We start from the raw sequence: 25,619 nt of genomic DNA, 5'->3' as shown, positions 1-25,619 counted from the left end.
TCGTTTCAGCGCACCTCACTCTTATCACTCTTCTTATCGGTTGAGTTGTCGTGCTGAATGTCAGAGTGCGCTAAAAACCATTCCTCTATTTTCTGGTTGATTTCGGCCACCGTCAGATCTGCAGTCTCCAACGGCGGGCTGATATGAATATCCACAATACCGGGATATTTGACAAAGCTGTTTTTGGGCCAAAAGCGCCCCGCATTATGCGCCACCAAATACACTGGCGCATCGGCCTTCTGCGCCAATAAAGCGCCGCCCGGCTTGATCTTGCCGGGCTGGCCGGATGTCATACGGGTCCCTTCCGGAAAAATCACCACCCAAACATCATTGTGGAGGCGCGCCACACCATCGCTCACCACTTGTTTGATCGCCTGTCTTCCGGCATTCCGGTCAATCGAAATCGGGTCCAGCAAAGCCAGTCCCCACCCAAAGAACGGAATCCGTAACAGTTCTTTTTTCAATACGAATGTTTGTCGTGGGAAAATTTCCTGAAAAGCCAAGGTTTCCCATGTCGACTCATGTCTAGCAAGAACCAAACCAGTTTTTGAGAAGTCCAGATGCTCGCGACCGTGCAGTCGATAGGCGACACCACAAGTCACCTTCAACCACCAAATACAGAATCGAGCCCAGTAGTGGATAAACTGGTAACGGGCGCGGTTCGAGAAGGGCCGCAACAGCTGGCCCACTACTGAAAACAGGATGACCGACACCACTTGCCCGATTGCGAACAAAATCGAACGAAATCCGTAGAATCCCTTTTTCAGCGCGCTCATAGCAAAACCTCCACCACCGTCAATAAATTGTCGTAAACCGGAACACCCGACAACAAAGGGTCTTGTGTCGCCAAGGTTCGTGGGCCTTTTCCGGTTTTCACCAGATAGGGCGTCATGCCTTTGGCCTTCGCCACGGCAATATCTGCCAAGGTATCGCCTACCATCGGTTGCCCCGCCAAGGACACGCCAAAACGGTTTTCAATGGCCTGCAACATGCCCGTTCCCGGTTTACGGCACGGCGAGTCGTCTTCCGCGACATAAGGCGAATAGCTGATCCAGTCCACTTCCGCGCCCTGCTCCGCCAGCAACGCCACAAATTTCATATGCATGGCGTGAAGCGTCTCGCGTGAATAATAACCGCGCCGAACCCCGGACTGATTGGTGGCCACCGCCACCGTCCAGCCCGCTTGCTTCAGTTTTGCAATGGCTTCCAAGCTGCCTGGCACCGGATGCCATTCATCCGGATGTTTGATGTAGGCATCCGAATCCTCGTTCACCACGCCATCGCGATCCAATACAATCAATTTCATGCGATTTTCCTAACAAACACCCAATCATAACAATGACCAGGCCTGGTTATTTTCATTCGTCTTTTCAGACGCCTTAAAACAAAACGGACCCGACAGCCAAAGACCGCGAGCCCGTTTTTCAATACACACCAAACTTACAGACGCGAGATATCCGCCACCTGCAAAAACAGTTGATAAATTTGATTCAACAGCGCCAAACGGTTTTGTTTAACGGCCTCTGAATCGGCCATCACCATGACCTGATCGAAGAAAGCGTCCACCGGTTGACGAATGGTCGCTAGCAAGGCCATGGCCGCCGCATAATCGCGCCCGGCAATCTGACTGCTGACGGTTTCACGCAACGCATCCAACGCCTCGAACAACGCCTTTTCAGCCGCTTCTTCAAACAGCGTGGTATCGACTTCCTCCGGCAAATCGCCGTCGTATTTTTTGAGAATGTTGGCGATACGTTTGTTGGCCGCACTCAAACTCTCCGCACCTTCCATATCGCTGAACTGACAGACCGCATCAATACGCTTGCCGAAATCCAACGGATGGGCCGGCGCACAAACACGGACCGCTTCAAATTGTTCAGCGGACACACCTTTGGCCGCGTAATAGGCTTTCAAACGGCTGACGATGAAATCGTAAATTTCATCCACCAATGTCTCGGAAGCGGTAATTTCGGAATGCAAATCCAAGCTGAATTGAATCAACAAACGCAAATCCAAATCGAGCTCTTTTTCGATAATGATGCGCATCAAGCCTAAAGCGGAACGACGCAAAGCGAACGGGTCCTTATCCCCGGTCGGCACCTGACCGATGCCGTAAATACCGGTAATCGTATCCAGCTTATCAGCAATCGCCAAGGCTTGAGACACCGTCGATGCCGGCAAAGCATCCCCGGCAAAGCGCGGCTGATACTGGCCATCAATCGCTTCCGAAACCAAAGCGTTTTCGTTTTGCGCCTGAGCGTAATAACGCCCCATCACCCCTTGCAAGTCCGGGAATTCGCCCACCATTTCGCTCATCAAGTCGCATTTCGACAAACGCGCCGCGCGTTCCAGAATCTGAGACGCCTCACCCAACGGCTTGCCGATTTTCACCGCCAGCGTTTCCAAACGCTCGACCTTGTCGTACAAGGTGCCCAGTTTTTGCTGGAACACCACGGTTTTCAAACGCGGCAGGAAGTCGTCCAACGGCTGCTTGCGGTCTTGATCCCAGAAGAATTTGGCGTCCGACAAACGCGGACGAATCACCCGCTCATTCCCTTTTTTCACCGACTCCGGATTGGAACTTTCGATGTTCGACAAGGTAATGAATTTCGCCATCAAACGACCGTTTGCATCGAGAATATGGAAATATTTCTGGTGCCCTTTCATCGCCGAGATCAAGGCTTCCGACGGTACATTCAGGAAACTTTCGTCAAAGTCGCCCACCACCGCGGTCGGCCATTCATTCAGGGCCGCGACTTCTTCCAACAGGCTTTCATCAATTTCCGCTACGCCATTGACCGACTCGGCCGCAGCGATGACTTGTTGACGAATGCGCTCCTGGCGCGCGTCGAAATCGGCCTCGACATAGCCTTGTTCACGCAGCACAGTCAAATAATCACCAGGCCTGGCGATTTCAATCGCTTGCGGCGCATGAAAACGATGACCGTGCGTCACGTTCGAGGTTTCGTGCCCCAACACCGTGGCCGGCACCACCGCGCCATCCAGCAACATCATCACCCAGTGCACCGGACGAACGAATTCCACATCGGAACTGCCCCAGCGCATGCGCTTCGGAATCGGCAATTTCGCCAAAGCTTGGTTCACAATCTCCGGCAATAAATCGGCGGCCGCTTGGCCTTTTTGCTCCAGATAGTAAACCATCCAGACACCCTTATCGGTTTCCATTTCCGATAAGTCGGCAACATCGGCACCGCAGCCGCGCGCAAAGCCTTGCAGCGCTTTGGTCGGATTTCCGTCCGCATCAAAGGCCGCTTTCTTGGCCGGCCCTTTGCGTTCGACGGTCTTATCTTCCTGACGGGCCTGCAAACCTTGCACCCTCACCGCCAAACGGCGTGGTGCCGCGTAGCCGAGCGCGGATTCATAACGCAGTTCCGCTTCATCCAAACCAGCTTTGACACCGTCCACAAACGCTTTCGAAAGGGTTTTCAAGGCCTTCGGCGGCAGTTCTTCGGTTCCGATTTCAACTAAAAAATCCGTTGTATTCATATCCATGGTCATCTTATCGTCCTCCCTCTTTCACCAGAGGGAAGCCGAGGGCTTCTCGTCCTTCATAATAGGCTTCGGCGATTTGCTTCGCCATGTTACGCACTCGCCCGATAAAGCGGGCACGCTCCGTCACACTGATGGCATGACGCGCATCCAATAGGTTAAAGGCATGCGATGCTTTCAATACCTGCTCGTAAGCCGGCAACGGCAGCTTGTCCGCCACCAGTTTTCCGAACACGGTCTCGCATTCGTCAAAGGTACGGAACAAAATTTCGGTATCGGCTTTTTCGAAGTTATAGGTCGACATTTCCACTTCGTTTTGATGGAACACATCCCCATAAGTGACTTTGCCTTCCGGCCCATTCACCCAAGTCAGGTCGTACACGCTGTTGACGCCTTGCAGGTACATGGCGATGCGCTCCAGACCGTAAGTGATTTCACCGGTCACCGGACGGCATTCCAAGCCGCCGACTTGTTGGAAATAGGTGAACTGGGTCACTTCCATCCCGTTCATCCAAACTTCCCAGCCCAAGCCCCAGGCGCCCAAGGTGGGCGACTCCCAGTTGTCTTCCACAAAACGAATATCATGTTCCAACGGGTCGATGCCAAGGGTTTTCAACGATTCCAGATACAATTCCTGAATGTTATCCGGCGACGGCTTCAGCATGACTTGGAACTGATAATAATGCTGCAAACGGTTCGGGTTTTCACCGTAGCGACCGTCGGTTGGACGGCGGCATGGCTGAACATAGGCCGCACGCCATGGCTCCGGGCCGACGGCTTTTAGAAAGGTGGATGGATGGAAGGTTCCCGCTCCCATTTCGTTGTCGTACGGTTGCATAATGACGCAACCTTGCTCTGCCCAGAAGGCTTGAAGGGTTTGGATCAACCCTTGAAAAGTTGAAATATCCGTTGCCGCGTTGTTAGACACTTTGTTTCCCTGTCTGTTTGATACTGTGAATGGGTTTGAATCACCGAGGCCACGTCCGTGTTTTGATGGCACCTAGCCACCGCATCACAATTTACGCAAAACCCCGGCCTTTCTGACGTAAAATACCGCTAATTATAACAACTTATTGGACAAAAAAATGCCCGAAGCACAGCGGATTGACGCAAAAGGCCTCAAATGCCCAATGCCGGTGATTAAATTGCAGCAAAGCGTTCGCCAGTCATCATCCGGCGAACGCCTGATTATCGAATGCACCGACCCGGGCGCCGAAAAGGACATACGTAGCTGGTGTAAGGTCAACAAGCACCCGTTCATTGGCGCAAACCCAACGGATTACGGCTGCGACATTGAAGTCGAAGTCGGCTGATTTCGGCTTGAAACCTCGTCAAAAACCGCAAACAGGTAGAATATCTTCACGATTAAGACTGGTATTTCCGGTTTTTGTTCAGGTATAATCAGGCTTAACGCATTTTTAGAGCAGGTATTGAATCGGTTTTTCAACCGATTTACAAACACTTAGAAAGACTAGTGAACCAGTTAAAAGCAAGCTTACATTTTATACTGTTACTGACACTGATTTTCTTGTTTGTCGTGCAGTTCGCCACCGCCTCCCAACCGGCGGAGAAGCAGCGACTCCCTCTTCCGCCGCTCACGGATACCGCTCACCTCACCGACAAAACGCCCGATAACGGCTGGCATAAACACCATATCACCATTCAGAAAAACGGCAGCCTGTCGCAAGCACTCGACGCCCTCGGCATTCCGGCCGGCACCAGTTTTAAAATCGCTACCACTCAACACGGTGAATGGTTGACGCAATTGCGCGTCGGCGATGCCTTGGATATCTGGACCGACCAGCAGAACCAGTTGCAGAAAATCCTCTACCCGAAACACGATGCCACCCACTACCAGTTAATCCGCCAAGACAACGATGATTTTTTGATTCAAAAAATCGAACATCCGGTGGAAACCAAAGTGGAAACCGCCGCCGGCACCATCCAACATTCGTTTTACCTGAGCGGCACCGAAGCCGGACTCAGCGCCAAAACCATTATGAACCTGGCGGATATCTTTTCGTGGGAAATCGACTTCATTCGCCAGCTACGCCCAGGCGACCCGTTCAAAGTCATCTACGAAAAACATTTCATCAACGGTCAATACATCGGTGACGGCGACATTCTCGCCGCCGAAATCACCACCGCCGGTAACGAACGCCATACCGCCTTTTTATTACGAGACGCCAACGATGAAAAAGTGGGCTATTACGATGAAAACCGTCGCAATTTACGTAAAGCTTTTTTACGTAATCCGGTGGACTATGTACGCATCACCTCCCGCTACAAACCAAAGCGCTACCACCCTGTTTTGAAAAAATGGCGTGCTCACCGCGGTGTGGATTACGGCGGACCGATCGGCACTCCGATTCACGTCACTGGTGACGGCCAAATCGTCAAACGGGCTTGGAGCCGCAGTTATGGCCGCGTGATTTTCGTCAAGCATGCCGGAAAATACACCACTGTTTATGCCCACATGTCCAAATTCGGCAAATACAAAAAAGGCGACTGGGTACGTCAGGGCGATACCATCGGCTACATCGGTCAAACCGGCTTGGCTTCGGGCCCGCATTTGCACTATGAATTCCGCAAAAGCGGCCGTCACGTGGATCCATTGAAAGTCAAATTCCCGGACGCCGGCCCAGTACCGAAACAGTACCGCGCCCGTTTCGATCAATACGCCGGTTTGATGACGGCCCAGATGGACCGCCTCAACCCGCACACCCAGTTGGTGTCCAATTTTGAATAACGCCAGTGACCGTCCGGTGGATGGTCTCTACATCGGACTGATGTCCGGCACCAGTCTCGATGGCATCGATGCGGCCTTGGTCGAATTCTCAGACGGCAACATCGCCCTAAAAGGCTTTCTGACCTATCCTTACCCGCAAGCCTTACAACAAGCCTTAAATCAACTCAACGAACAACCGCAAGCCAGTTTAAAAAGCCTGTGCCAACTGGAACACGATGTGGCCATGCAGTTCACCCAAGCCACCCAAGCGCTACTGGAACAAACCGGCACAGCATCGAAAACCGTGACCGCCATCGGCAGCCACGGCCAAACTGTTTTCCATGCGCCGGACATTCCGATGAGCTTGCAAATCGGCCACCCGGCCTTTATTGCCAAACAAACCGCTGTGACCACCGTGGCCGATTTTCGCATCGACGACCTCGCCAACGGCGGCCAAGGTGCGCCACTGGCCCCAGCGTTCCACCGCACACTGTTTGCGCACACTGAACGTCTGGCGGTCATCAATATCGGCGGCATCGCCAATATCAGCTACCTGTCGCCAAGTGACACCCTTGGTTTCGACACCGGGCCAGGTAATGGCTTAATGGATGACATCTGCCGCCAGCATTTTGGATGCGACTACGATGCCAATGGGCAATTGGCGGCACAAACCGAACCGGACAACCGATTACTGGCGCAGCTTTTGACGGACGACTACTTTGCCCAGCCGGCTCCCAAAACCACCGGAAAGGACTATTTCAACCAGGCCTGGTTGAATCGGCAATTGACCTCTTTCAGTTCCGAACAACCAACCCCGAAAGCCCTGTTATCGACACTCAACCAACTCACCGTCGAGACACTGATTCAAGGGCTGAAAACCTTGCCCGAGCCCCCGACAGAAGTGCTGATTTGCGGCGGCGGTGCCGAAAACCAAACCTTACTGAACCGCTTGCAACACAGCCTGAGATATCCGGTTAAAACCACCGCCGATTATGGCATTCACCCCCATGCTATGGAAGCGATGATGTGCGCCTGGCTCGCTCAACAGCGCTTATTGAACCGGCCCATTCCGCTGGCCAGCATTACCGGCGCCAAACGCGATTCGATATTGGGCGGTATCTGGCACGCTTAACATCACATGCGTTGTTAAGTATAAATATCACCAGGCCTGGTGATTTTGACCAATAAAAAAGCCGCTCAATGAGCGGCTTTTTTAAACGTAAACGGAAACACGTTTCGGATTACTCAGCGGCTTCCCGCGCATGGGATTCGCCGCGTTTTTCCATCGGCAAGTAGCAGGAATTGCCGGCACCGGTGTAAATCTGTGTCGGACGGAAGATTTTGTTGTTCTGCAGCTGCTCACGCCAGTGCGCCATCCAGCCAGCAGAACGCGCCACTGCAAAAATCGGTGTGAACAAACCGGCGTCAAAGCCCATTTCCTTGTACAGAATGCCGGAATAAAAATCGACGTTCGGGTAAACACCTTTATGGCTTAATAACTCTTCACAGACCTTTTCCACCTCCATCGCCGTGGCAAACGCCTGGCTCAGGGAACCGGCATCGTTCTTCTTCTGCAACAATTCGGAAGACAATTTTTGCAGAATCGTAGCCCGCGGGTCCTTGGTTTTGTATTCACGGTGCCCCATGCCCCAAATCACTTTCTTTTCCGCCAGACGGTTTTCAATGTAAGGACGCGCGTTTTCCGGCGAACCGATTTCATCCAGCATTTCGATGACTTTCTGATTGGCACCACCGTGCAACGGACCGGACAAAGACGCAATCGCCGAGGAAATAACCGAGCACGGATTCGCCAAGGTCGAACCGGTTACCATGGTGGTAAAGGTCGACGCATTGATGGTGTGCTCGGCGTGCAAAATCAAACAAGCATCCAGCAACCGCGCCCAATCCTTATCCGGCTCTTCGCCCGTCACCATGTACAGGAAGTTTTCCGCGTAGGTCAAATCCTTACGCGGCTCAATTGGATCGTAACCGTTGCGCATGTGCTCCCACATCGCGACCAGGGTGCCCATGTGGGAAATGATGTTCACCGTCACTTCATTGATATAAGCCTGGTTTTCCGTCCCGCCCTTCATGTACTCGGTACTGGGGTAAAAACTGGCCAAACTGGCCACCGCGACTTGCAGCATGTGCATCGGATGCGTCGTAGCCGGCAGGTTTTTCATAATCTCGCGCAGATTGTATTTCACGCGGCGGGCATTACGGAGCTGGTTTTCGAAATCCGCCAATTCACCGGCCGTCGGCAGATTGCCAAACAGCAACAAAAGCGTGGTTTCCTCGAAGGAAGAGTATTCCGCCAGTTCCATGATGTTGTAACCACGGTAGGTCAGAATGCCCTTTTGACCGTCGATATAAGAAATTTCAGACTCTGTTGCAGGCACGCCTGCCAGACCAGGAATGTATTCCATAATTTACCCTAGAAAATGATTTCGGACACAACCACAAGCCGGGATGACCGGAGAATAATCGTGCCGTTAAATAAAGTGTTTATCGAATTTTAAACACTGAACGATGAACCGCAGCCACAGGTTGTGGTGGCATTCGGGTTCTCGATGACAAATCGTGCGCCTTGAAGATCTTCAAGGTAATCGATTTTCGCGCCGACAAGGTACTGAAAACTCATCGGGTCAATCATTAATTTGACACCCTCTTTCTCAACCACCGTGTCGTCTTCCGCTTGAGATTCGTCAAACGTAAAACCGTACTGGAAACCGGAGCAACCGCCGCCGGTGATGTAAACTCGTAATTTCAAATCCGGGTTGCCTTCATCCTCAATCAGGCCACTGACTTTTGACGCAGCCGCTTCGGTGAAGTTAACCGGGGTAGGCATTTCAGACATGATCGCCTCCTACTTTATCGCAAAGTTTAATTGTAACAAAAGCCCGCGGCATCGTCAGTAAATCATCGCCGCCGCGAAGAGCCGGATTCAAGGCATCAATGCTACCTGTTGCAATCCGGTGATTTCCGGCAAATGACACAGCACATTCATATTCTGAACCGCTTGCCCGGCCGCACCTTTCACCAGATTGTCGATCACGGAAGACACCACCACTTTATTTCCGCCTTCCGGACGATACACCGCCAAACGGCACATATTTGAGCCTTTCACCATCCGTGTTTCCGGCAAACTCCCCGCCGGCATCACATCCACAAAAGGCTCATCGGCGTAAGCCGCTTCCAACACCGATTGCAGCTCGGCTTGAGACACGTCTTGCGCTAAGGTCATGTAAATACTGGACTCCATCCCGCGCACCATCGGCACCAAATGCGGTACAAAGGTCAAATCCACCGGGGCGCCGGCTTGCTGATGTAATTTTTCCAACATTTCCGGCAAGTGACGGTGCCCGGCCACACCATAGGCTTTGAAGCTTTCGCTCATTTCCGCCCCCAGCATGGCGACGTTCGCTCCCCGCCCGGCACCACTGACGCCGGACTTACCATCGGCGACGATTCCGTCCAGCTTGACCAAACCTGCTTTCAAAAACGGAACGGCACCCAGCAAAATACTGGTCGGGTAGCAACCCGGGTTGGCAATTACCTTGGCTTGCTGAATATCGGTCCGGAACAGCTCCGGCAAACCGTAGGCCACTTGCGGCATCACATCCGGGCAGGCATGTTCCATGCCATACCATTTTGACCAGGCCTGCATGTCTTCAATCCGGAAGTCCGCCGCCAAATCGATGATTTTCACACCGGCCGCCATCAACTCCTTGGCCATACTCATTGCCACGCCGTGCGGGGTCGCGAAGAACACGACGTCACAACCTTTCAAAACTTCCGGCGACGGCTCGGAAAACGCCAAATCATAGTGACCGCGCAGATTCGGAAACAACTCCGCTACCGGCATGCCCGCTTCGCTTCGTGAGGTGATCGCCACCACCTCCGCATTCGGGTGACTGGCCAGCAAGCGCAATAATTCCACCCCGGTATACCCGGTTCCACCAACGATTCCTATTTTGACTGTTGCGTTTTCCATGTTTCAACCATTCGGCACAGATGCCGGTTTATTTTGTTACAAAGTGATTAGATCAATATTTTAGCATTTTCGCTTTCAAAGCATAACGCCCTTTCAAACAAAACCCTAGGCCTAGCCAATTCTTCAAAAACCCGAGCCAAATGGCAGGCACAAAAAAGCCCGCACAAAGCGGGCTCTTAAATTTTTTTGGCGAAAACTTGGGGGATTCGACGCGCCTAAACGACTTATCGATGCGCCCCCAATAAAAAAGGCCAGCATAAGCTGACCTTTGAGAATGAGCTGAAATGATTTTTCAGCCTAGGCGGTACAAATTTTAGATGAGAACAAGGCGGATTTGAAACCAGCGCACCGTGGACATTTAAGTCCATGAGCACTGGAAGTTCAAACCCAACGCGGTTATCGCTGAAATTTGAACGCCCTAGGCGAAAAATTACATCATGCCGCCCATGCCTCCCATTCCGGCCGCTGCTGCTGCCGCATCGGCCGCACCACCGTCTTTCGCAGGCAGATCGGCAATCGCCGCGCCGGTCGTCAAGACCAAACCAGCGACGGAAGCGGCGTTTTGCAAGGCCGAACGCGTGACTTTCGCCGGATCGATGATACCGGCTTCCAGCATATCGACATAGGTTTCAGAAGCGGCATCGAAGCCCATATTTCCGTCGGATTCCATTACTTTATTGACGATAACGGAACCTTCCAGACCACAGTTGGCCGCGATTTGACGCATTGGTTCTTCCATAGCACGCAAAGCGATTTCGATACCGACTTGTTGCTCGTCGTTATCACCTTTCACTTTCACTTTAGAACGGGCGCGAACCAAGGCCACACCACCACCGGCTACGATCCCTTCTTGAACCGCGGCACGAGTCGCGTGAAGCGCATCGTCAACACGATCTTTCTTCTCTTTCATTTCGACTTCGGTCGCGGCACCCAGCTTGATCACCGCAACACCGCCGGACAATTTCGCCAAACGTTCTTGCAGCTTCTCTTTATCGTAATCGGATGTGGTGTTTTCCACTTGAGAGCGGATTTGCGCACAACGTGCATCGATGTCTTCTTTTGAACCGGCACCGTCGATCAACTTCGTGCTGTCTTTACCAACGACCGCAGACTTGGTTTCACCCAACATGTCCAAGGTCACGTTGTCTAAGGTCAAACCAACTTCTTCGGAAATCACGGTACCACCAGTCAAGACCGCCATATCCTGAAGCATCGCCTTACGACGCTCACCGAAGCCAGGCGCTTTGATGGCCGTGGCTTTCACGATGCCGCGCATGTTGTTGATAACCAATGTCGCCAAGGCTTCACCGTCAACATCTTCCGCAATAATCAACAATGGACGGCCGGCTTTGGAAACCGCTTCCAAGGTAGGCAACAAATCACGGATGTTGGAGATTTTTTTGTCGTGTAGCAGGATGTATGGGTTTTCCAGCTCCGCAACCATTTTTTCCTGATTGGTCACGAAGTAAGGTGATAGGTAACCGCGATCGAATTCCATCCCTTCAACCACAACCAGTTCGTCGTGCAATGAAGAACCTTCTTCAACGGTGATCACACCTTCGGTCGATACTTTTTCCATGGCATCGGCGATCATCTTACCAACCGACGCATCGGAGTTGGCCGAGATAGTCCCAACCTGAGCAATCGAATCGGTTGTGGTACACGGTACGGACATTTTTTGAATTTCTTCAACAACCGCTTCCACCGCTTTGTGGATACCACGGTTCAAATCCATCGGGTTCATACCGGCCGCAACCGATTTCATCCCTTCACGAACGATGGATTGTGCCAAAACGGTCGCCGTGGTGGTACCGTCACCGGCCACGTCGTTGGTTTGAGAAGAAACTTCCTTCACCATTTGCGCGCCCATGTTCATGAACTTGTCTTCCAATTCGATTTCACGTGCAACGGAGACACCATCTTTGGTGACGGTTGGGGCACCGAATGATTTTTCAAGAACCACGTTACGGCCTTTTGGCCCCAAGGTTACTTTAACCGCATCCGCCAGGACATTGATCCCTTCTACCATTTTTTCGCGGGCGTCTAGGCCCAATCTTACGTCTTTTGCCATCTTTCAAATCCTTCTATTAAAACGTTTCAATAATGCTTAAATTACTCAACGATTGCGATGATGTCGTCTTCACGCATCACTTTCAAAGCTTGCCCGTCTTCGTCTTTCACTTCCTGACCGGAATATTGACCGAACATCACTTTGTCGCCAACCTTGACCGTCATCGCGATAATGGAACCATTATCGGCGGCCTTACCAGGCCCAACAGCGACCACTTCGCCCATGTTTTCTTTTTCTTGAGCGGAACCAGGTAGCAGAATGCCACCGGCCGTTTCTTTTTGCTCTTCAACTTGACGAACGACCACACGGTCATGCAACGGTTTAATTTTCATAGGATTCTCCTAAACATTTGATAAATGAGGGTACTAGATTACTAAGTTTTCAATAATTAGCACTCTACCACATAGAGTGCTAATTATTTTATAAATCGGTTTGTCACTGTCAAGCCTTATGGGGGCAGTTATTTTTTTTTCAAGGAATGGAGCGGAAAATTTCCGTAAAAAACCAAAAACGCCCAGGCCTGGGCGTTTTTATGAGAAGAGATATTTCGACCGAATGTGAATGGCGGCTTAATCCACCAAAACCAGATTATCGCAATGAATCAAAAACTCGCCTTCCGAATAGCCAAGCAAACCGGCAATGTCCGAAGAGGGATGACCGATGATTTTCTCGGCCTCATGATAAGGATAATTGACCAACCCCCGCGCCACTTCCTGGTTTTTTTCATTGACGCAAATCACCATCTCACCGCGCTGAAATTCGCCGTCGATCGCTTTGACACCGATCGGCAACAAGCTTCGGCCGGAAGATTGCAACGCTTTTACCGCGCCGTCGTCCAACACCAACTGCCCTTTGGCCTGAAGATGCCCGGCCAACCAGCGCTTACGCGCGGTTAAAGGCTCTAAATCCGGAATCAACAAGGTGCCAAGATTCTCTCCGGCCTGCAACCGCGGCAAAATATTCTCTTCCCGACCGGACGCAATAAACGTCGCCGTTCCCGAACGCGCCGCGCGTTTCGCCGCCATCACTTTGGTGTACATCCCGCCTTTGCCAAGACTTCCGCCTTCCGGACTGGCCATGGCTTCGATATCTTTACGGCTGACTTCCGCTTCCGAAATCAGCGTAGCGTGCGGATTGGTGCGCGGATTATCGTTATACAATCCGTTTTGGTCGGTCAGAATCACCAACACATCTGCCGACACCAGGTTCGCGGTCAGAGCGGCCAAGGTATCGTTATCGCCAAAACGAATCTCATCGGTCACGACAGTATCGTTTTCGTTGATAATCGGCACCACATGGTGCTCCAACAGAGTTTGAATGGTATTGGAGGCATTGAGGTAACGGGCACGATTCGACAGGTCATCGTGCGTCATCAGAATCTGCGCGGTGCGGATACCATTTTTCGCAAACTCGGATTCATAAGCCTGCACCAACCCCATCTGCCCGACTGCGGCGGCGGCCTGCAACTCATTGATTTCGGACGGCCGCTTGGTCCAACCCAAACGCTGCATCCCTTCCGCAACCGCACCGGAAGACACAATCACCAGCTCGATACCCTGCTCTTTCAGCTGCACCATCTGCGACACCCAATTCGCCAACGCGGCCTGATTCAGGCCTTTACCGTCGTTGGTCAGCAAAGCGCTGCCGATTTTCACCACCCAGCGGCGCGATTTTGTGTGAATGTTTGAACGTGTGACCATTTTCTATGACTCTTCGTCGCCTTCTTCTTCCAAGGCTTTCAAACGATTTTGCTCCAACCCGTAGGCAATCTCTTTCATCAACGCTTCGGTGCCGGTTCGATTCACGGCCGAAATCGCATACACCGGTCCTTGCCACCCCAGCTGCTCGATAATATCGTTGCACAGTTCGCTGGCGTCTTCTTCGAGCAGCAGATCGGTTTTATTCAGCACCAACCAACGCTCTTTTCCAGCCAAAGCCTCACTGTACTTTTCCAGCTCTTTTTCGATGACGCGCACCGATTCAACCGGATCGGAATCATCAATCGGGGCGATATCGACCACATGCAACAACAAACCGGTTCGCGACAGATGCTTCAAGAACTGCACACCCAACCCCGCGCCTTCCGATGCGCCTTCAATCAGCCCCGGGATATCGGCAATGACAAAACTCGACTCCGGCGAGACCCGCACCACCCCCAAATTCGGGTAAAGCGTGGTAAACGGATAATTCGCGACCTTCGGACGTGCGGCGGAGACCGCGGTAATCAGACTGGACTTACCCGCATTCGGCAACCCCAGCAAACCGACATCCGCCAACACCGACAACTCCAGCCCAAGGTTACGCTCATCACCCGGTTCACCCGGGGTACATTGACGCGGCGTACGGTTGGTACTGCTTTTGAAATGCACATTCCCTAGACCGTGGCGGCCACCCTTGGCCACCAGCAACACCTGATCGTGCTCAACCAGGTCGCCAATCACTTCTTGCGTATCCAAATCGCGCACGATGGTGCCGACCGGGACCGGAATAATCAGGTCTTCCCCGGCTCGACCGGTCTTTTGCTGCCCCATTCCGGCCTGGCCGTTCTGGGCTTTATAGTCTCGGGTATAACGGAAATCAATCAAGGTGTTGATGTTGCGATCGGCAATCAAGTAAATACTGCCGCCATCTCCGCCGTCACCACCGTTCGGCCCGCCGAACGGAATGTATTTTTCACGCCGAAAACTGGCCACGCCGTTTCCACCGCGACCGGCCACTACCCGAATATTGGCTTCATCAACAAATTGCATGATTTGAAATCCTAATGTGTCTGTCCTAAGGCGCACCGAGCGAGATAATGCTGTTTATTTTAGCCCAGCCAATCACCTTAACCTAGAAATAAAAAAGCCCCGACTCGCGGGGCTTTCTGTCAACAATTTTGGCAGACTGGAATCAGTCGGCTTTAATTGTTACGTAAGTACGTTGAGGCTTACCTTTGGTAACGAAAGCAACTTCACCCGTCGCTTTTGCAAACAAAGTGTCATCCTTACCGCGACCAACATTATCACCGGCGTGGAACTTAGTACCACGTTGACGAACGATAATGCTTCCCGCTAGAACTTGCTCACCACCAAAACGCTTAACGCCTAGTCGCTGAGCATTAGAGTCGCGACCGTTTTTAGTACTACCTGCAGCCTTTTTATGAGCCATGGTGACATCTCCTGTTAATCTGTCTGCTCCCTACTCAGAAACAACTCAGATTGTATTAATCTAATTCAAAACTGACTGAATCAGTCCGAAATTACGCTGAAATTCCTGTGATTTCAACTTCCGTATAATTTTGACGATGGCCTTGCTTAGAACGTGATCTGTTCTTACGACGACGGAACTTGATGATTGTCACTTTCTTACCACGACCGTTTGCTGTAACGGTTGCCGCAACTTTGGCACCTTCAACAAGAGGCGCACCTACTTTAACGTCTGCACCTTCACCAACCATCATGACCTGATCGAATTCTACTTTATCCCCTTCGTTTGCATTTAGGGATTCAACACGTAGAACCTGACCTTCACGAACACGATATTGCTTACCACCGGTTTTAATTACCGCATACATTCTTGGAAACTCCCGGTTTCAAATATTCATTTATTCTGTTATTCACGCCGTCAGTAACGGCAAAGGCGGGATTATATAACCTTTTATATTAGAGGTCAAACCCCATATCGGAAATAATTTATAAAATAATTTCAAACACTTTTTAAATATCCCGGCTGGCCTACGGATTACCGAAAAAACCGATTTATAACTTTGCTTCCCGTCCGTTTCATACTAAACTTTGCCTCTCTGAGACTAACAAGTAACACATACAACAAAATACATGACGCTTTCTGAAATCCGACAACTTATCCAGTCCGACATCCAGGCCACCGACCAATTGATTCTGTCTCGCCTGGCTTCCGATGTCGTGCTTATCAACCAAATTGGCCATTACATCGTCAACAGTGGCGGAAAGCGTTTAAGGCCGTTATTGGTATTATTGTCCGCCCGCGCCTGCGACTACGACGGACAAGATCACTTGACCTTGGCCGCCGTCATCGAATTCATTCACACTTCCACGCTACTGCACGACGACGTGGTGGACGAATCCGAAACCCGTCGCGGCAACAAGACCGCCAATGAAGTCTGGGGCAATGCCGCCAGCGTATTGGTGGGGGATTTTCTTTATTCACGCTCGTTCGAAATGATGGTGGAACCCGGTCTGATGCGTGTCATGGAAATCATGTCGGAAACCACCAACGTCATCGCCGAAGGCGAGGTATTGCAATTGCTGAACTGCCACGACGCCGACACCACCACTGAACGCTATATGGAAGTCATCCACCGCAAAACGGCCAAACTCTTTGAAGCCGCCACCCTGCTCGGGCCGGTTCTGGCAAACAAACCGAATCTGGAAGAAGGCTTTGCCGCTTATGGGCGCCACTTGGGAGCCGCTTTCCAATTAATCGATGATGCACTGGATTACATGGCGGATGCCGATGAGTTGGGGAAGAACCTGGGGGACGATTTAGCCGAAGGCAAGCCAACCTTACCGTTGATTTACATTCTGGAAAACGGCTCCGAGGATGAAAAAGCGCTGGTTCGCCGCGCCATCGAAACCGACGGCATTGCGTTGCTTCAGGAAGTCACCGACATTATTCAAAATTCCGGCGCTTTAGCATTTACTCAAAGCGTAGCGCAATCCGAAGCGGACAAAGCCAAAGCGGCTTTGAATGACTTGGCGGATTCACCACTAAAAACCGCTTTATTGTCACTGGCCGACTTAGCCGTTAACCGCAACCACTGAATTACTGACGCAAACGCGACGGCATTTTATGCTTATTGTTGCTGCCAAAATGTTTGTCTAGGGTCCGCTGCAATTCGTGGTGCTCGCGCTCGGCTTCTTCCGCGGCTATCGCTTCTTCCAGTTCCTTGCGTTCAATATCCACAAACCGTTTATACAGGTCCAGATTATCGATTTTGGTTTTATCCCAATCGATTCGGCGTAACAGCCAGTTAACGAAAAATCGAATCACGTGACACTCGTCTTTACTGGCGTACAGCAATTCCGGCTTTGGCCGGAAGCCATGCAAACGCTCCACCAGAATCAACTGCTGATCGACATCCGGGCTCAACCGCAAGAACCCCTGCTGACTCTCATCAAAGCTGGTACTGTAATAGATACGCACCACTTTATTGATACTGAACATCGCCTTCGTCAAAATGGTCGATTCCCGCTTGCCATTCACACCGACGGTGTAAATGAAAATATTCTGAGTCATAATCGAGCGCGCAAACCGCTCCACCTCGTCGAACGGCACGGTTTTTTTCAAGTCTTTCTCCAGAAGGTGAACCTGGCGCAACTCTTCCGACTTACGCTCCAACTTCTTAAAGAAATATCTTAACGCTGGGCTAATTTCCATTTTATTCATCCTAGACACCTCTATAGAAGGTATCGGCCAATCCACCAAAGCATTAAACAAAAAACACCATCATTCCTGCAGAAACAAAAAAGGGCCTAAAAAGGCCCTTTTATAACAACCGGTTAGACAAGCATCAACCTTTAAAATGGTTATTTTTACAAAACCTGACCGCTCTTTCGTGAAATTATCTTTCTCTTCAACCGGTTAACATAAGCCTTGATCAACAAAATCTCTGAGAATGTTCACAAAAACCAGCTTTTTCGGCAAACCTGAGGTTTTTATCAACATTCGCAACTCACCCAGAAAGCAACCCTCTTCTCTAGCTCAGGACACCCCAAATCCCACGCAAACTATTCTATTGATAGTTAACATCATACAAAAAACAATAATGTTTAAATAAAAATAATTCAAATTTCATATCTTTTTTAAAAAGATTTTAAACATCCAATAAAATAAATTCAAAAAGGATTTAAAATCCTGAATTCAGATAATAACCGCAACACCTGAAAAATAATGATGTGGAGGCCAACTGCCCTAGAATGGTTGTTCCCACACAAAACATTCAGGTGCCAAAGATGACACGGTTCAGACAGTTGACCATTGAAGAACGATACCATATTCAGTTTCATTTTGAACTGGGATTGAGCTTAAGGCAGATTGCCAAAGCCTTAAACAGAGCCGCCTCAACCATTAGCCGAGAGCTCAGACGCAATCGGCAATCGCCCTGTAAATACTGGGCACCGATGGCACAGGATAAGGCAGACGATCGGCGCAAGAACGCTGATAAACAACGAATAACAGACGCCTGGCTCATTGAGCAGGTGCATTATTATCTGACGCAGTATCAGTGGTCGCCTGAGCAGATATCGGGGTACCTGGCAAGAATGCATTCGGTCACAGTCAGCCATGAATGGATTTACCAGTATCTGCTGCGTGACAAGGCTCAGGGTGGCGAACTTTACAAGCACCTTCGCCACAAGGTTCGTAAAACCCGGCGGCGCTATGGCAGTCAGGATCGGCGTGGCCGGATCATCGGTCGGGTCGGCATTGAGCAGCGGCCTGACGTTGTTGATACTCGCCAACGTCTGGGCGACTGGGAGGCCGACTCAGTGCAGGGAAAACGCCTGGCTACGCTCGTTACGTTGGTTGAGCGAAAAACCGGATTGAGCCGCATTCGGAAAGTCATGCGCTCTACGGCAGAGCTGACTGCCAGTGCGATGATTGATGCGTTCTCGGGCATGGTGGTCAAGAGCACCACTTCAGATAACGGTAAAGAATTCTCGCATCACCACAAGGTCAGCCAGGCCATGGATTGTTCATTCTTTTTTGCACGCCCGTATCATAGCTGGGAGCGTGGCACGAATGAGAATACCAACGGTCTGATTCGCCAGTACTTCCCCAAAGGTACGGCCTTTGAAGATGTGACAGACGAAGAAATACAAAGGGTTGAAGACAAGCTCAACCATCGGCCCAGAAAGCGACACGGGTTTCAGTCTCCGCTGGAAATGCTGAAAGCTGAGAAATTAAAGCTGGGTGTTGCAGTTAATACTTGAATCCAGGATTTTATTTGTGACACGAAAACTCTCTTTTTGCTAAATAGTTTGGCACAAAAAAGTTAGAAAATTTGACTTAAATGTGCATATTTTTCCGCATTTAATTTCAGGAGTTCGTAGGAAGTTCTTGCGGCAAGCGTCTATATCAGCGGTTTAACCTTTTCAGAGAAAATTCATTTCTGCCCACTCCGATTATTATCAACCAAGGGTCTATCAAGCTCACTTGAAAGCTTATCCATATCAACCCCCATGCGATAGAGGTTATTCTGCCACCTCACGAACTGCTCTTGAAATGCCTCCACCTGCTTAATTAAACGTCTGTTCTGGCTCTCAAGAGACTTGATTCGCTCATATGCTTTGGCAAGGTCTCTTTCTTCGATCTCGGGCTCTGAGAGTGGTTGCCCCTTGAGGGATTTCTTTTTTTCTTTGAACGCCAGCTTGATTTCATCATATCGAAACAAGGTGTGCCTGGACAGTGGTGCATCGAGTTTCATTTCCCGTGTAATTCGCTCGCACAAAGCGTCCCAGGTTAATCTTCCTGACCAGGCGTCTATGATGGACAGAATCTGCCTTTTTTCTTCATCTCCGATGATTATTTTCGGCATCAGAAAATTCCCAGCATTTGCTTTTTAAGGTCCAAAGAAGCTTTTTCGTCTTCCTCTTGCAGCTCAGTGGTCTCGCCTTTTGCCTCAAGCGCTCGCCTTGTAGGACTCGGATCATGTTCAACCGGGATTCGTATCAAGGTTCCATCTTTGACACTTTCATCCTTCATTCCTGCAATGATAGTTCTAAGGTGCGCCAACTTCCACCCAAGATGAGTGACCCACCTATCAGCCCCAAAAGTATGGTCATCTGCGGCAGCTTTGGCTACATCCAATTGCTCAGCGACAAGCTTTTCCAGCTCCTCCAAATTTTCCAGAGTATCAGGCAGCCCTTTCATGCAAACGTGGTCTTTACAGGTCACGCACTCTCCTGCCTTGGTACATGGGCTTTGAGCAAAATTATGAACACAAAAGCCCAGTCCGGTAAAGTCCGCAACCCCTGTGCGATTAATGCCGAACTTCGACAAAGGTACCGGGCTTTTTGAACGATGTATCGTCAGAGCCGATGGCCCATTGCTTTGATCTGCATTCATGATTTCATTTTTTAATCTTGCTTTTTCTCCCTCAGTTCGAGCGTCATAGGCTTTGTTTTGTTCAATATCAGCTCGACCTGACCATTGTGCCAACAGGTAATCACTCATGCCGCCATCATGGGCGTGCGTGTTCAACCACACCCTCAACTGGTGTGAGGTCAAACTAATTTCTGAACCGTCCTCATCCTTCACGCCAAAGCGTTCCCAGAGGGTTGATACTGCTTCCGTTCGTTTCTTTATTTGAGAATTGATTTCATTAACCGATGGCATGACCCAGCTATATAGCTTAGTGGGGGCAGACGCATGGGCTTCATACTCACGAATCAAGCATAGATTTTCCCAAACGGGTCTGCCAGACATTGGGTTGTCTGGCCAGTCCTTTTTTTTATATTTTTTATGAACCAGCTTATTCAGATCGTGGTAAGTCGGTTCGCCTTTTTCTAAAAGCTGTTTAACCCACTGTTGCCGAAATACCTTTGTCGTTACGTTCTTATTTCTAGGTGAAGGACTTTGGATGCCTGATGCATTCGCAAAATCAATGGCTCCGAGCGGTTTATTTTGAGGATAGTCCTTAGGAGTTGTACATTCTGAGTGAATCATGAATTTATCTGGATAATCATAAGCATGTTTTGCGGCTTTTCTGGCAGGTTCGCCTATCTCAATCAACCGATTGAACGCTTCTTTGACAACATCAACCATTGCCGTTGGAACCCACTTTTTGGTATCACCAAACCCTTTTTCACTAAACCAGGAGACATAAAATCGGCCTTCTTCCTCTTGAAGGGAGTTGACAGTCAGACTGGCAATTTCACTGGCCCTGCCAGGGGCAAAACATAACAGCACCATTATGCTCGTGTAATAGCGATCTTTGACTGTCTCTGCTTTCGCAAAACAGTCTGCCAAAGTGAACATTACATGCTGAGAGGGGCAACGTTCGTCTCTCCACTTCTTAGAGCTCTCATCCAGTTGCTCTATTTTATCTACCCCTCTTTTGAAAGGGTTTTGCCATTCTGGAAGAGTTAAAATGATTTTTTTGTCAAACAACCACTGGTTAAATTTAGCAAACTTACCGCCGTAGTGGTATTTCTTCTTGTCCGCCACTGAGGCTGTTCTGATTGCATGTTCAACTGACACTTGTGTGTCTGCATTGAAATCTAAGATATCTGTATTTTTCCCTGGGTATTGAGCCTGTAAAGACCTGTATACCAACCTTAAGACATAGATCCAGCTTGAAACGCTTACCTTTTCATCGATTGACTGCTCTTGCCTCACAAACGCCTTGGCAAAGTCCATAAATGGCTGCTCGAATGGCTCATCAACAGTGTAGTAACTGGAGCCAAACCCAAAAACCATTGCCACAGGCCTGGCATGCCTTGTACGCCACTTTACAGCATCCCAACCTTTTCCAAAATCATCTTCCTGGTCTGAATAGAGCGTCAGTTCATTTTTTGCGAACCGGACAAACTCTAGCAAGTTTTTACGACCCTCTCTTTCATGACTTGGCTGCCAAATGGAAACAACATTACTCATCACTCACCTCCAAGACGGACTCTTCTTCCTTGGCTTCCTGGCAAAGTTGAACCACTTGTGTCACCGCCATAACAAGCCGGTCAGTAGACTGGACCACAAATTCGCTTGCCCCTCGTTTTCGCAGTGTTTCCCGCTCATCCAAAACCGATTGCAATACTTTTTCATGTTGGCCATGTACCCAGGGTTGAAATTTTGTACATAAATAGCACTGACGGCCTCCTGAGGCGCAAAAACCAAACTCTCCGCAGTTACCCACGCCAGAACCATCTCCGGCTTTTATTCGGCTTCTTGGATCGTTAGCTCGAATGGCATCTCTTTCACTTTCAATTAATGTTCCAGCAAATGCCTGGGCCAAGGGAGCCAACACTGGTGCCATTGCCTCGTCAATTAGGTCGACCACCTCATGCGTGTTCTCGGTGTAAACCTTCACGTTTTGAATGTCCTTGTGGCCCAGAATTTCTGCAATATGGTAAGCACCTAGCCCTCTCCTGAAAGCATTTGTGCCGAGCGTATAGCGGAACCTTCGAGAGGTCAGCTTAATGAACTCACCTTCTAGTCGTTCGGTTCTAGCCATGCATTTTTTGGAAACCGCATTCATCAGATTCCGAGCACCTGATGAAGTCATAAATAACACATCCGGTCTGTTTTGACCTAAAAGCGTGGCTTTAGCTTCTTCATAAGAGCGAATGCTTTTAATTGCCTGTTGGCTTGGGAAAACTGGAATGTTTTTCTCCAGCTCTTTGGGTAGGTCTTTATTCACTTGCTTCTTGATCTCGGCTTTTGTTTTTTCAAATTGATTAAAAAGCAAAAGCGCTAAATCTTCATCGATCTCAATCTGTTTAAACTCTTCTCGGAACTTCGTAGAACGCTGCTTTGCAACGGGAATGCGAAGTTGATATTGATTTTCTCCACTGATCGCTTTATCAAATAACAAATCTTCTCTAGCAAGCGCTCTTAATTGCACAGGACGTGCTCCGGTATACATACTTAGGATCAACCAAGCATACTCCTCCAGACTAAGTTCATCATCAGTGAATGCGTTGACCGCCCACTCAAGAATGCTCTGCTGTTCTTGCATGGTATAAGCACCACTATGTGGACAGCCCTTCGATACCGCTTTACCCTTTTCATTCCCTTTTAGGTGAAGTGATTCGAGAAATTTTGCGACATCGCTCGATATGCCTGGATAGCCCTTGTCGTAGCAGTCCAAAACAAAAGCTTTTACTGACCCAAGCTTGTATTCATCTGCACCAACCTCAGAAAGATAGTTTTGAATCGTTGATACCTTTAACTTGCTATCTTCAGTAACAACAAAAATCCTTTTAAACCAATCGAAAGTGTTGACTGTGTAATAAGCTGAATGCTCAGAGGCAAAAACGGCTAACTCCCTTCTAAAGCCTTCTTCAAGATCTTTATCCAAGTTCAGCTTTTTCACCAATCGCCAATTAATTTTTTTTGAGTTATCTAATTCCCAAAAATCGTTGTATACATCAAACTCATACCCCATCTTGGATATTCGAATATCGACCTTTCCTGGCTGGCCTGGTTGACTGGCTAATGGCTTCACGGGCGCTCTCCTTGCTCTCTAACGGTACGACTCATTTGTTCCATCATTTCTTTATGAACCTGGTTGGCTTTTCTCTTCACATGCCTTTCAAGATAAGGGCGAGCAGAGTCTTTACTGACATGTCCCATCAGGTCCGCTCGCATATCCACTTCCTGCTGATGCGAAATTTTCCTCGACTTGAGCTGTTTGACCTGCTCGGTCAGCCCTTGCGCCTCTGCCTCGGCAATCTCACCATCGATGCGTTTATTGTGAGCATCAATCTGGTCAGACAATCTTTCATTAAAGTAATGACGAAAACCATGACGCCTGACCAGCTTAAACAGCTCTGGATTGATTGATTTGACGGTGCCGATCACTCGGTTATTGAAGGTCACATCTGAAATCGGCTGGCCACTGGTTTTACCCTTATGGCTGACAAAGATGTAGGGGTGTTTTTTTGATTGGCGATAGCGGCTTCTGACCTTGTTGATGTAGTAATCAAGGTCATCCACCAGCGCAGGTGGAATCTGAACTTTTCGGCTTTTTGTTTTGGTGACAGGCTGAAGCTTTCTGGAATCATACGGATCATCATGACGCCTGTTGATGGTGACTGATGGGTGCTCAATGTCATAATCGACGTCATCGACTGTCAAAGAAATGATTTCGCCTGAACGGGCTCCTGTCCAGTAGAGCAACTGTACGAGCAGGTAGTTTCTCAGCTTATTGTCATACCCTTTAAAAGGATTGTCCTTTGACTCAGGATCAAAAACCTTGATAAACGCTTCGAAGGATTCTTTGCTTGCCTGCTCAAGTCTTGCTCTGTATGACTTGTTGCGGCTTCTGGGGTAGAAGGATTTGAAGGACTTGAGCATGCTTTCATTAAACTCAAGCAAGGTGGCAGCGTTGTTCTTACGCTTTAAAATTTCTCGCCCCACAAAATTCAAAAACACAGCAATGTCATGTAAGCGTCGTTTCTGAAGATCATTGCCTACTATGCTTAGTGGCGAAGAAGGGAGCCTGAAATCGTTCATCTTCACCACTTTACGCTTTGGCTTAGCGTGAAGCGCTTTGCTGACATATTCATCAGACAGACTGCAAAATTCTTTCAGGCTTTCGATGTCATTCAAACTCACAAGTCGCTGCTGCCTGAATTCAGCAATCACATCTCGCTGCTGGATTTGCTGCCATTTCTGGAAATGGATCATGCTTCGGAGAAAAGCAATGATAGAGCTCTGAGTATGAGAAAGACGAAGCCGCTGGCTTGTGTAAAGCGTTGTCCAGAAATCAGGCACGCCATCCTCATCAATGAGCATTGGAAACCGTTCCCCTGATTCAAAGATAACGTTTTCGACTTTCATCGCAACAGCCTAACTTTTCATAAACTTTCTCAGTTGTATCAAATTACAAATAACTCTGCAATGCTTTTTATCAACATTTTTCGACAACTTAAAAACCTTCAGATATAAAAAAACCCCTTTTTAGGGGCTTTACGACATACTCCATCTTTTTTTGTCTACACTTTACTTTATTGTAAAGGTCAAAATGGCACATCATCATCGTCGAAGTCATTGGCAGTATAAGCCGGAACCTGTTGCGCCGGAGCCGGGTTATTTGGCTGCTGACCACCACCAAAACCCTGTTGAGGCGTCTGTTGCCCGTAGTTCGGCTGTGCGGCTTGCTGTTGCGGTGCACCACCCATTGGGTTACCGCCCATGGCATTCGGTTGTGTCATCTGTGGCGCGCCTTGTGCACCGAAGCCGTTATCGTAAGGGGCATCCGACTGACGGCTCCCGCCGCCCAACATCTGCATTTGCCCGTTAAAGTCGATGACAACTTCCGTGGAGTAACGATCTTGCCCGGTATTTTGGTCCTGCCATTTACGCGTTTGCAATTTGCCTTCCAAATACACTTGTGAGCCTTTGGTCAGATATTGCCCGGCAATTTCCGCCAATTTACCGAAAATCACCACACGGTGCCATTCGGTTTTTTCCTGTTTTTGACCGGACGCCTTATCCGTCCATTGCTCGGAAGTGGCGACATTCAGGTTGGCAATCGCATTACCGTTTGCAGCGTATTTCACCTCAGGGTCACGCCCCAGGGTACCAACCAAAATGACTTTATTTACTCCACGCGCCATACTTTACTCCAAAAA

Annotated in this window: 24 protein-coding genes; 5 read left to right on the top strand and 19 right to left on the bottom strand. The window is 49.5% G+C overall.

From position 1 onward, the window contains the following. Window positions 1–5: 5 nt before the first annotated feature. From EPV75_RS02275 to glyQ, 4 genes are all read right to left on the bottom strand, one after another. A complete protein-coding gene (locus EPV75_RS02275) occupies window positions 6–776 on the bottom strand; it encodes a lysophospholipid acyltransferase family protein (protein ID WP_128384313.1) in 771 nt (256 codons plus the stop codon). Continuing rightward, window positions 773–1,306: a D-glycero-beta-D-manno-heptose 1,7-bisphosphate 7-phosphatase gene (gene gmhB, locus EPV75_RS02270; RefSeq protein WP_029939623.1), complete on the bottom strand. Its 534-nt coding sequence runs from the start codon at window positions 1,304–1,306 to the stop codon at window positions 773–775. The genes EPV75_RS02275 and gmhB overlap by 4 nt, the downstream gene beginning before the upstream one ends. Window positions 1,307–1,440: 134 nt before the next feature. Then, complete coding sequence (gene glyS / locus EPV75_RS02265; RefSeq protein ID WP_128385608.1) at window positions 1,441–3,513, bottom strand: glycine--tRNA ligase subunit beta; 2,073 nt, start codon at window positions 3,511–3,513, stop codon at window positions 1,441–1,443. A gap of 7 nt (window positions 3,514–3,520) precedes the next feature. After that, window positions 3,521–4,438, bottom strand: a complete 918-nt coding sequence (gene glyQ / locus EPV75_RS02260) for a glycine--tRNA ligase subunit alpha (RefSeq protein ID WP_029939621.1) — start codon at window positions 4,436–4,438, stop codon at window positions 3,521–3,523. A gap of 157 nt (window positions 4,439–4,595) precedes the next feature. On the opposite strand from glyQ, the gene EPV75_RS02255 reads away from it, so the two are divergent. From EPV75_RS02255 to EPV75_RS02245, 3 genes are all read left to right on the top strand, one after another. After that, complete coding sequence (locus EPV75_RS02255; protein ID WP_029939620.1) at window positions 4,596–4,823, top strand: sulfurtransferase TusA family protein; 228 nt, start codon at window positions 4,596–4,598, stop codon at window positions 4,821–4,823. Between the two features lie 161 nt (window positions 4,824–4,984). Then, window positions 4,985–6,259, top strand: coding sequence for a M23 family metallopeptidase (locus EPV75_RS02250; protein ID WP_225972374.1), 1,275 nt, complete (start codon window positions 4,985–4,987; stop codon window positions 6,257–6,259). Continuing rightward, window positions 6,252–7,370 (top strand): anhydro-N-acetylmuramic acid kinase, encoded by a 1,119-nt coding sequence (locus EPV75_RS02245; RefSeq protein ID WP_225972373.1) that lies wholly within the window; start codon window positions 6,252–6,254, stop codon window positions 7,368–7,370. The genes EPV75_RS02250 and EPV75_RS02245 overlap by 8 nt, the downstream gene beginning before the upstream one ends. A gap of 109 nt (window positions 7,371–7,479) precedes the next feature. On the opposite strand, the gene EPV75_RS02240 is transcribed toward EPV75_RS02245, so the two are convergent. The 9 genes from EPV75_RS02240 to rplU form a co-directional block, all read right to left on the bottom strand. Continuing rightward, a complete protein-coding gene (locus tag EPV75_RS02240) occupies window positions 7,480–8,664 on the bottom strand; it encodes a citrate synthase (protein ID WP_128384312.1) in 1,185 nt (394 codons plus the stop codon). Window positions 8,665–8,753: 89 nt separating this feature from the next. Continuing rightward, the gene (gene erpA, locus EPV75_RS02235) at window positions 8,754–9,095 is read right to left on the bottom strand and encodes an iron-sulfur cluster insertion protein ErpA (RefSeq protein ID WP_029939616.1); all 342 of its coding nucleotides are present in this window, start codon (window positions 9,093–9,095) and stop codon (window positions 8,754–8,756) included. A gap of 87 nt (window positions 9,096–9,182) precedes the next feature. After that, the gene (argC, locus tag EPV75_RS02230; protein ID WP_128384311.1) at window positions 9,183–10,232 is read right to left on the bottom strand and encodes an N-acetyl-gamma-glutamyl-phosphate reductase; all 1,050 of its coding nucleotides are present in this window, start codon (window positions 10,230–10,232) and stop codon (window positions 9,183–9,185) included. 430 nt (window positions 10,233–10,662) lie between these two features. Further along, window positions 10,663–12,303: a chaperonin GroEL gene (groL, locus tag EPV75_RS02225; protein ID WP_127120164.1), complete on the bottom strand. Its 1,641-nt coding sequence runs from the start codon at window positions 12,301–12,303 to the stop codon at window positions 10,663–10,665. 41 nt (window positions 12,304–12,344) lie between these two features. Continuing rightward, the gene (locus tag EPV75_RS02220) at window positions 12,345–12,635 is read right to left on the bottom strand and encodes a co-chaperone GroES (protein ID WP_029939613.1); all 291 of its coding nucleotides are present in this window, start codon (window positions 12,633–12,635) and stop codon (window positions 12,345–12,347) included. A 237-nt stretch (window positions 12,636–12,872) separates the two neighbouring features. Continuing rightward, window positions 12,873–14,003, bottom strand: a complete 1,131-nt coding sequence (proB, locus tag EPV75_RS02215; RefSeq protein WP_128384310.1) for a glutamate 5-kinase — start codon at window positions 14,001–14,003, stop codon at window positions 12,873–12,875. 3 nt (window positions 14,004–14,006) lie between these two features. Continuing rightward, window positions 14,007–15,053 carry an Obg family GTPase CgtA gene (cgtA, locus tag EPV75_RS02210; protein ID WP_128384309.1) on the bottom strand — a complete coding sequence of 349 codons (1,047 nt, stop codon included), beginning with the start codon at window positions 15,051–15,053 and terminating at the stop codon, window positions 14,007–14,009. A gap of 142 nt (window positions 15,054–15,195) precedes the next feature. Next, on the bottom strand, window positions 15,196–15,453 hold the full coding sequence (gene rpmA / locus EPV75_RS02205) for a 50S ribosomal protein L27 (RefSeq protein WP_029939610.1): 258 nt from the start codon (window positions 15,451–15,453) through the stop codon (window positions 15,196–15,198). A gap of 91 nt (window positions 15,454–15,544) precedes the next feature. Continuing rightward, window positions 15,545–15,859 carry a 50S ribosomal protein L21 gene (gene rplU / locus EPV75_RS02200; RefSeq protein ID WP_029939609.1) on the bottom strand — a complete coding sequence of 105 codons (315 nt, stop codon included), beginning with the start codon at window positions 15,857–15,859 and terminating at the stop codon, window positions 15,545–15,547. Window positions 15,860–16,121: 262 nt separating this feature from the next. Between rplU and ispB the strand changes: the two genes are divergently transcribed. Continuing rightward, window positions 16,122–17,087, top strand: coding sequence for an octaprenyl diphosphate synthase (gene ispB / locus EPV75_RS02195; RefSeq protein WP_029939608.1), 966 nt, complete (start codon window positions 16,122–16,124; stop codon window positions 17,085–17,087). Window position 17,088: 1 nt separating this feature from the next. Here ispB and EPV75_RS02190 read toward each other — a convergent pair whose 3' ends face one another. Next, on the bottom strand, window positions 17,089–17,703 hold the full coding sequence (locus tag EPV75_RS02190) for a hypothetical protein (protein WP_225972372.1): 615 nt from the start codon (window positions 17,701–17,703) through the stop codon (window positions 17,089–17,091). A gap of 575 nt (window positions 17,704–18,278) precedes the next feature. Here EPV75_RS02190 and EPV75_RS02185 point away from each other — a divergent pair. After that, the gene (locus EPV75_RS02185) at window positions 18,279–19,256 is read left to right on the top strand and encodes an IS30 family transposase (RefSeq protein WP_128384308.1); all 978 of its coding nucleotides are present in this window, start codon (window positions 18,279–18,281) and stop codon (window positions 19,254–19,256) included. 173 nt (window positions 19,257–19,429) lie between these two features. On the opposite strand, the gene EPV75_RS02180 is transcribed toward EPV75_RS02185, so the two are convergent. From EPV75_RS02180 to ssb, 5 genes are all read right to left on the bottom strand, one after another. Next, window positions 19,430–19,861, bottom strand: a complete 432-nt coding sequence (locus EPV75_RS02180; protein ID WP_128384307.1) for a hypothetical protein — start codon at window positions 19,859–19,861, stop codon at window positions 19,430–19,432. Beyond that, entirely contained in the window at window positions 19,861–21,921 is a 2,061-nt protein-coding gene (locus EPV75_RS02175) for a hypothetical protein (protein ID WP_128384306.1), read from the bottom strand. Before EPV75_RS02175 ends, EPV75_RS02180 begins: the two co-directional genes overlap by 1 nt. Further along, the gene (locus EPV75_RS02170; RefSeq protein WP_225972371.1) at window positions 21,914–23,488 is read right to left on the bottom strand and encodes a site-specific integrase; all 1,575 of its coding nucleotides are present in this window, start codon (window positions 23,486–23,488) and stop codon (window positions 21,914–21,916) included. The genes EPV75_RS02175 and EPV75_RS02170 overlap by 8 nt, the downstream gene beginning before the upstream one ends. After that, a complete protein-coding gene (locus EPV75_RS02165; RefSeq protein ID WP_128384305.1) occupies window positions 23,485–24,825 on the bottom strand; it encodes a site-specific integrase in 1,341 nt (446 codons plus the stop codon). Before EPV75_RS02165 ends, EPV75_RS02170 begins: the two co-directional genes overlap by 4 nt. 179 nt (window positions 24,826–25,004) lie before the next feature. After that, window positions 25,005–25,604 carry a single-stranded DNA-binding protein gene (ssb, locus tag EPV75_RS02160; RefSeq protein ID WP_128384304.1) on the bottom strand — a complete coding sequence of 200 codons (600 nt, stop codon included), beginning with the start codon at window positions 25,602–25,604 and terminating at the stop codon, window positions 25,005–25,007. Window positions 25,605–25,619 lie beyond the last annotated feature (15 nt).

Origin of the sequence: Hydrogenovibrio thermophilus (assembly GCF_004028275.1) — a bacterium.
Taxonomy (GTDB): domain Bacteria; phylum Pseudomonadota; class Gammaproteobacteria; order Thiomicrospirales; family Thiomicrospiraceae; genus Hydrogenovibrio; species Hydrogenovibrio thermophilus.
Note: the sequence above shows the minus strand (reverse complement) of the source record. Positions and strands in the feature narration are given on the sequence as shown.